Origin of the sequence: Argonema antarcticum A004/B2, assembly GCF_023333585.1 — a bacterium.
GTDB classification, from domain to species: domain Bacteria; phylum Cyanobacteriota; class Cyanobacteriia; order Cyanobacteriales; family Aerosakkonemataceae; genus Argonema; species Argonema antarcticum.
The window spans coordinates 20,879-27,752 of the sequence record NZ_JAIQZN010000021.1 but is presented as its reverse complement, the minus strand read 5'-3'; the positions used below and the strand labels follow the sequence as shown (position 1 = coordinate 27,752).

General features: G+C 45.8%; 7 protein-coding genes. 1 reads left to right on the top strand and 6 read right to left on the bottom strand.

Annotation, left to right across the window (positions count from 1 at the left end):
• The first annotated feature begins 62 nt into the window (after positions 1-62).
• Positions 63-3,029 (top strand): two-partner secretion domain-containing protein, encoded by a 2,967-nt coding sequence (locus LAY57_RS11730; protein ID WP_249066694.1) that lies wholly within the window; start codon positions 63-65, stop codon positions 3,027-3,029.
• Positions 3,030-3,174: 145 nt separating this feature from the next.
• On the opposite strand, the gene LAY57_RS11725 is transcribed toward LAY57_RS11730, so the two are convergent.
• The 6 genes from LAY57_RS11725 to LAY57_RS11700 form a co-directional block, all read right to left on the bottom strand.
• Entirely contained in the window at positions 3,175-3,411 is a 237-nt protein-coding gene (locus tag LAY57_RS11725) for a hypothetical protein (RefSeq protein WP_249066693.1), read from the bottom strand.
• A gap of 192 nt (positions 3,412-3,603) precedes the next feature.
• A complete protein-coding gene (locus tag LAY57_RS11720) occupies positions 3,604-3,831 on the bottom strand; it encodes a PIN domain-containing protein (RefSeq protein WP_249066692.1) in 228 nt (75 codons plus the stop codon).
• The gene (locus LAY57_RS11715) at positions 3,828-4,055 is read right to left on the bottom strand and encodes a DUF2281 domain-containing protein (RefSeq protein WP_249066691.1); all 228 of its coding nucleotides are present in this window, start codon (positions 4,053-4,055) and stop codon (positions 3,828-3,830) included. The genes LAY57_RS11720 and LAY57_RS11715 overlap by 4 nt, the downstream gene beginning before the upstream one ends.
• An 80-nt stretch (positions 4,056-4,135) precedes the next feature.
• Entirely contained in the window at positions 4,136-4,630 is a 495-nt protein-coding gene (locus LAY57_RS11710; RefSeq protein WP_249066690.1) for a DUF29 family protein, read from the bottom strand.
• A gap of 137 nt (positions 4,631-4,767) precedes the next feature.
• Entirely contained in the window at positions 4,768-5,751 is a 984-nt protein-coding gene (locus LAY57_RS11705; RefSeq protein WP_249066689.1) for a heme o synthase, read from the bottom strand.
• A 66-nt stretch (positions 5,752-5,817) separates the two neighbouring features.
• Positions 5,818-6,711, bottom strand: a complete 894-nt coding sequence (locus tag LAY57_RS11700; protein WP_249066688.1) for a hypothetical protein — start codon at positions 6,709-6,711, stop codon at positions 5,818-5,820.
• Positions 6,712-6,874 lie beyond the last annotated feature (163 nt).

Genomic DNA, 6,874 nt, shown 5'->3' with positions numbered 1-6,874 from the left:
GATGCCGCGCTAAAAGAGCGGCATCGCCACAACGTACCTTATACTGTAAGTATCGAAAAAATATGTCAGCGTTTACAAAACAGCAAAAACTGTCAGATATTGCTAAAGCTAATCACCTATTTCCCAGCTTCATTTTTAATCTGGGAGAGGCTCGTACTATTTTATTTTTAGTTTTGTATTTTGCCTTTTTAGTTCCAAAAGGTGAGGCGCAAATTGTGCCAGATGCCACACTGCCGATAAATTCGATCGTTACGCCACAGGGAAATATCAATATTATCGAGGGGGGAACTAGAGCAGGTAGCAATCTTTTCCACAGCTTTAGGGAATTTTCTGTCCCCACTGGCACAGAAGCATTTTTCAACAATGGGCTGAATATCCAAAATATACTTACAAGAGTAACAGGTAGCTCGATTTCTAATATTGATGGATTAATTCGAGCTAATGGCACCGCTAACTTATTCCTGATTAATCCGAATGGGATTATTTTTGGCCTCAATGCAAGGCTAAACATCGGTGGATCTTTGTTTGCGAGTACGGCGAATAGCATCAAATTTAGCTCTAGCATAGAATTCAGCGCCACCAATGCCCAAGCCTCACCCCTGCTGAGTGTCAGCGTCCCGATTGGTTTGCAATATAGCGGAAATCCTAGTGAAATTCGGGTACAGGGGAAAGGTCAGAACTTGGGGGCCCCTGGCGAAAGGGAAAGTTTCGATCGCTCTCTCAATCCCCTAGAAGTTCTGCCAGGAAATACAATAGCTCTAGCAGGCGGCAATATCATCATTGATGGCGGCATTTTACAGGCATCCGATGGACGAATTGAGTTGGGCGGACTAGCAGGAGAGGGAACGATAGGGCTAAATGGTGATGGCAGCTTGAATTTCCCCGATGGAGTGCCGCGATCGAATGTATCGATCGTCAATAAAAGTGCGATTAATGTGGTAGGTAACCGTGGCAGTAGCATTACCATTAATGCAGCGAATATAGATATTTCAGGAGGAAGTCTCCTCAGTGGTGGGATAGCAAAAGGTTTGGGAACACCCGATACTCAAGGGGGAAACCTCTCTCTAAATGCCACCGAAACGATCGCAATCGCATCGAGCCGCCTAGAAAATAATATTAATTCCAATGCCATTGGCAATAGCGGCGACATCAACATCACCGCCAAATCGATCGCATTCACTGAAGGCGCTGTAATGGATGTCAGCACATTTGGACAGGGGAGAGCGGGAAACGTAAAAATTGTGGCTAGCGATACCATCTCTTTTGATGGCGTGGGCAAGAATGGAATGCCAACAGAAGCCGGAAGTACCGTAGGTAAGAATGCCGTAGGAGATGCAGGCGGGATCGATATCACGACCAAATTCCTTACTCTCACCAACGGCGCTCGACTGACTGCCGACAACTTCGGAAAAGGGCTAGGGGGAAGCGTGAGGATTGTGGCTAGCGATACCGTCTCCCTTGATGGTGAGGTGAATAAAAGCCCTACAACGATCGCAAGCTCCGTGGATGAGAATGCCGTGGGAGATGCAGGTGGTATCAGCATTACTACCAAATTCCTGACTCTCACCAACGGCGCTCTAATCGATACCAGCACTCGCGGACAGGGGAATGCAGGCAGCATAACGATTGTGGCTAGCGATACCGTCTCCTTTGATGGTGAGGGTCAGAATGGACGCGCTACGGTAGCCGGTAGTACCGTAAGTAAAAATGCCGTAGGAGATGCAGGCGGGATCGATATCACGACCAAAATCCTTACTCTCACCAACGGCGCTCTACTGAGTGCGGACACCTTTGGACAGGGGAATGCAGGCAGCGTGACGATCGTCGCTAGCGATCGCATTTCCTTTGAGCGTGGAGGGACAAAAGGAGCCTCTGGCGGAGTCACAAGCTCGGTGCGTGAGGATGCCGCAGGAGATGCAGGCGGGATCGATATCACCACCAAAACTCTTACTCTCACCAATGGCGCTGAACTTGATGTCAGCACTCGCGGACAGGGGAATGCAGGCAGCATAACGATCGTGGCTAGCGATCGCATCTCCTTTGATGGTGCGAAGAACAAAGAAGTCTCCACGGGAGCCGCCAGCACTGTGAATGAAGATGCTTTGGGAGATGGAGGCGACATCAACATTACTGCGCGATCGCTGTTTATAACCAACGGCGCTGTATTGACCAGCACCAGTAAAGGGACTGGTGCGGCAGGCAACATCGCAGTCGAGGCTGATGCCATCTTTTTGGGTAATCAAGCCCAAATCAGCACGGAAACTATTAAAGGGAATAATCCTTTAACGGAAGATCAGGCTAGTATCAGACTGCAAACTCAATCTTTGATCTTGCGCCAAAATAGTACGATCTTAACTAACGCACGAGGAAGCCAAATCGTTGGCGGGAACATCACTATCAAAACCGATGTGCTTGCTGCTTTGGAAAATAGCGATATCAGTGCCAATTCTCTCAACGATCGAGGCGGTACGATCGCCATCAATACCCAAGGCATCTTCGGCGCTCGATCGCTTACCAGGGAAGAACTGCAAATTCTGCTGAATACTAATGATACTAATCTTTTAGATCCTAAATTCCTATCTAGTAGCGATATTACGGCAACAGGAGCAGATTCTTCCTTAAGCGGTACGGTAACTATTAATACCCCCAATGTTAATCCCAGTGCTGGCTTAGTGGATTTGCCAGACAATCTGGTTGATGCTACCAGGCTAGTTGTTTCTGCTTGTCGCCCTAACTCAGAACAGCAAAACCGACTTGCGATCGTAGGTAGAGGTGGTTTGCCACCTAATCCTCTAGAACCAATTAGCGGTAACGCCACTTGGATCGATTTAAGAACAAGTTTACCTTCAACACAGAGAGGCAGAAGAGAAACTTCACTCAGCACTCAGCACCCAGCACTCAGCACTGAAATTGTAGAAGCGCAAGGATGGGTAATTAACTCTAAAGGGGAAGTGAAACTGGTAGCACAAGCGCCAATTGTCACACCCTACAGTTCCGCAATCGCACCACCGGAGTGTCATGCACCGTGAACGTCTCTCAAGGCAGTTGTGCATTAATTGTGCCAGAGTCGTCGTACACGCGCAAAAAGCTATTTGCAGAAAGTCGATCGGGAAATACTATTAAATTGTAAGAATTTGGGTCACGCGCTGAAGTGTTATCACTTAAAGACGATCCTTACCAAGGTTGCCCAGTTTCCATCGCCCAGGCAAAATACTCGACAACCTCAATCTTACCTTCATCTATGAAAGATTGAGGTGTACGTCCGTCCAGTTCATCACGAGGTGAGTTGAGCCAAAGGTTAACGTACTCCATAGATCCTCCCATGAAACGACACAGTTGATCGATGAGTTGCTCATATCTGGCTGTTTCGTCTTGAACGGGCGGGGAGTCGGGAGTCTTTGTGGGATTCATAGGGAAACCTAGTTGACTTTATCTAGTTTAGCGTCACTTGTATGTACCAGCGGATCGGGTAGGGGAAGTGCGATCGCGCCTTCCCCACCTCTGGTAAAATCGATCCATATCCTAAAGACGCAAGCTTTGCGGATTGTCCCTACTCGATCGGCAAATAACCGATCGTCTGGTGAGCGATGTCACTGCTGGCGGTCAGGCAGACCATCCAGTCGTAACATCAGCTAAAGCTTGAATTAACCGTTGTAACGCCTCTTCTGGTAATTTCCCTTTCTCCTTTAAGTAAATAATTTCTACAATAGAAATCGAAGCCACATAAACTGAATCTGCATTATCAATAGCTGCTAAAGCAGTGGCGGATAAATTGATTGACTTCAAAAAATACCAAACAATTGCATGAGTATCTCCGACGACTGAAGTCATAAAGTAAACTCCCTGGGAAAATTACCCCACATTTCCTGACGTACTTCGGCAATATCTGCGGCTGTAATTTCAATATCTAAATCACTCCATAAGCCGTACAAGCTACGTCGAGGTTGTTTGGAAAGTGATTTTTCTCTCAGAAATTGAACGAAATCTAAGACTTCTTGCTGTTTATCCGGTGGTAATTCCCGTAAATTTTCTAGAACAGCTTGCTCAATGGTCATAATTTTACCTTTTATTCCATTAGTTTATATTTTATTAATACCATATAACTGCTCATTCACCGTCTCCCTTCCTTCCAATCTTACCCACCCGGTAATTGCGCTAAGTAATTAGGAATCATGTCAGGTAAGTCCCTAGCTGAATGAACGTAGATTAAACCCAGCAACGTCTTTGTATTATTTATAACTTTAGTTCTATCCACTAATTCTGATAGTTGATTTGGACTTAATTCACCATTAAATACTTCTACGCTAGCCGCAATGATTGCAGCCTTTAATGACTCTTCAATTATTTCATCCCATTCATCTGCTTTGAGATAGTAAGAAGTTTTATTCTCTTTCGTATTCAATCGCTTAATTCGGATGATAGAATCAGCAATAGAGGCTGCCCAAGAATTAGTTAATCGCTGCTCAACTTGATTTTTAATTAAGTGCATCATCATCCTGTCTAAAAAGGATTGAATATTAGCCAATATTGACTGTTTGCTCATTCCCTCTAGCTCATCCACGATTGCCAAAGCATCTTCGTAGCGTCCTTCCAAAATACTTGTTCTTAAGTCGATTAATTCTTGAGTCATATATTTTACCTTCACCAGGCATATTTTATCTTTGTAGGCATAGAAACCCGGTTTCTTCAAGAAACCGGGTTTCTAATACCTATTTTTAAGAAACCGGGTTTCTAATCCCGCTTATCGGAATAGTATCGATCGCAATTTCACTGCAACATCGGTATCGCACTAACTATTGCCTGCAAATTCTCACCTAAGTTAGCTGTAAGATAACGAGTCACAGGTAAACTATCGACGACGATACCAGCGCACAGCAACATCATATAGACGATCGAGTATTTAAAGAGCGATCGGGCCAAATCTTTCTCCTCTGGATTCTGCAACAAATCCCAAGCCTTCTGGATAAACTTCCAAGCCAGCACAGCGGCTAACAAACCATAAACAACACCAGCAGTACCCAGAGGATAAATTAGCACGAACGTTGCCGGAACCATAATCAGCGTGTAAATCCAGATTTGGCGGGTAGTAGCAACCTCGCCAACCACAACTGGTAACATGGGAATGTTTACCTTAGCGTAATCATCGCCAATCATTAAAGCCAGCGCCCAGAAATGGGGAGGCGTCCATAAAAAAACGATCGCAAATAACATCCACGCCGACCAGCTTAAACTACCAGTCACAGCCGCCCATCCTACCAAAGCCGGAATCGCACCAGCAGCACCGCCAATCACAATATTTTGCGTAGTGTGGCGTTTCAGCAAGTGGGTGTAAATTGCCATGTAGAAAACTATACCCGACATTGCCAACAGCGCCGCCAGGAGATTTGCAAACACACTCAGCAGAGTAAAAGAGAGAGAAGCGAGGATAATGGCAAACAACAGCGCATCTCGCGGCTGTACTCTACCCGCAGGAATGGGGCGATGGCGAGTGCGTTCCATTGCATAATCGATATCGCGATCGTAGATGCAATTGAGCGTCTGAGCCGCAGCCGCAGCAAGAGTTCCACCCGCCAGCGTAACTAGCAGCAACAGCGGATCTACCCGTCCCTCTGACGCCATCCACATACTCGCAGCTGTTGTAATTAGCAGCAGCGGGATAATGCGAGGTTTCGTCAGCTGATAGTAGCTCAGAATTACCTCTTTAAGGTTTTGATGGTGACGGGAAACCCCAGTAGCAATAATTTCTTGCATGAATTCTGTTAGTCCTTTGCTAATTGCTAATTGCTAATTGCCCAAGGGTAATTTTAGATATGAAGCTCACCCCACCTTTTTAGAGGTGGGGGTGTCTATGCTAAGAAAGGAACTACCATTCGTCCACAAATCACAAAGACAAGCCCAGCTTCTAGGCAAGCGTCCAGACTTTTTACTGGGGCGCTTCTCGTAGTCCTTTCGGCTATCGAGTTTAAGCCAACCTCTAGCGGCGATATTGTAAGACCCGTTCAGGTCACAGTTGTAACGCTTCCCGCTAGAGGTCGTGTTAATCCCTAAATCAACCGCCACAACAACCCCTCTTGCTTTCACTTTTTCAGGATGACACTCAAACGGCACTGACAAATGACTTGACTTATCATTGACAATGAGCGAGGGTGACTTAATTTGGTTCGTCGGAACTTTGTGACGTTCCCGCAATTGACGAATAGGGACGGTAATCCAGATCCAATCACTTCCGGTAAATACTTTAAGCTCAACTTGCTCAAATCCATGCAGCTTGAAACACTGTCCTTTGTACAGTGCAGGATAACACCCTGCATCAGAATTGAGAATTGGTGGTTTAGCGTCTCTACGATTCCGACTCTGCCCTGACTGCCAATCCCAATATCGAGTCATGTAACTACTTACTTGACCCGACGCAAACGAGATTGCAGCACGACGCAGATAACTAGGGAACTTGTGGAATGCTCGGTTGATTTGAGGGTATTTAGGGTCTGGGTTTTTAGTGGTTTTATGTACCAACTTCTCAACAGCAGGTACAAGATTGTCACAGCTTTTACTCCCTAAATCAGGCCAGTGAGTACAGATTACCGTCACTAAAAAACGGCATAAACGGCGATATTCCCGCACAGTGTTAAGCATATATTGCTTCTGTTCACTGGTCGGGCTAATCTGCCATTTATCCGTTCTGATGGTTTTCGGTGCTGTTTTTTGTGCCATATTCAAATTGCAGATTTCACATTTAATTTTTCGATCGTAAATTTGAAATTGGCAATTTGAAATTCCCTCTAACTATAGCCACCGCCTTGGCGGTTAGGACATTCTCAATTCCTGAAACCGTTCGGCCCTTGCGCTCACGGCGAAGCCCTTGATTCTAGACCCT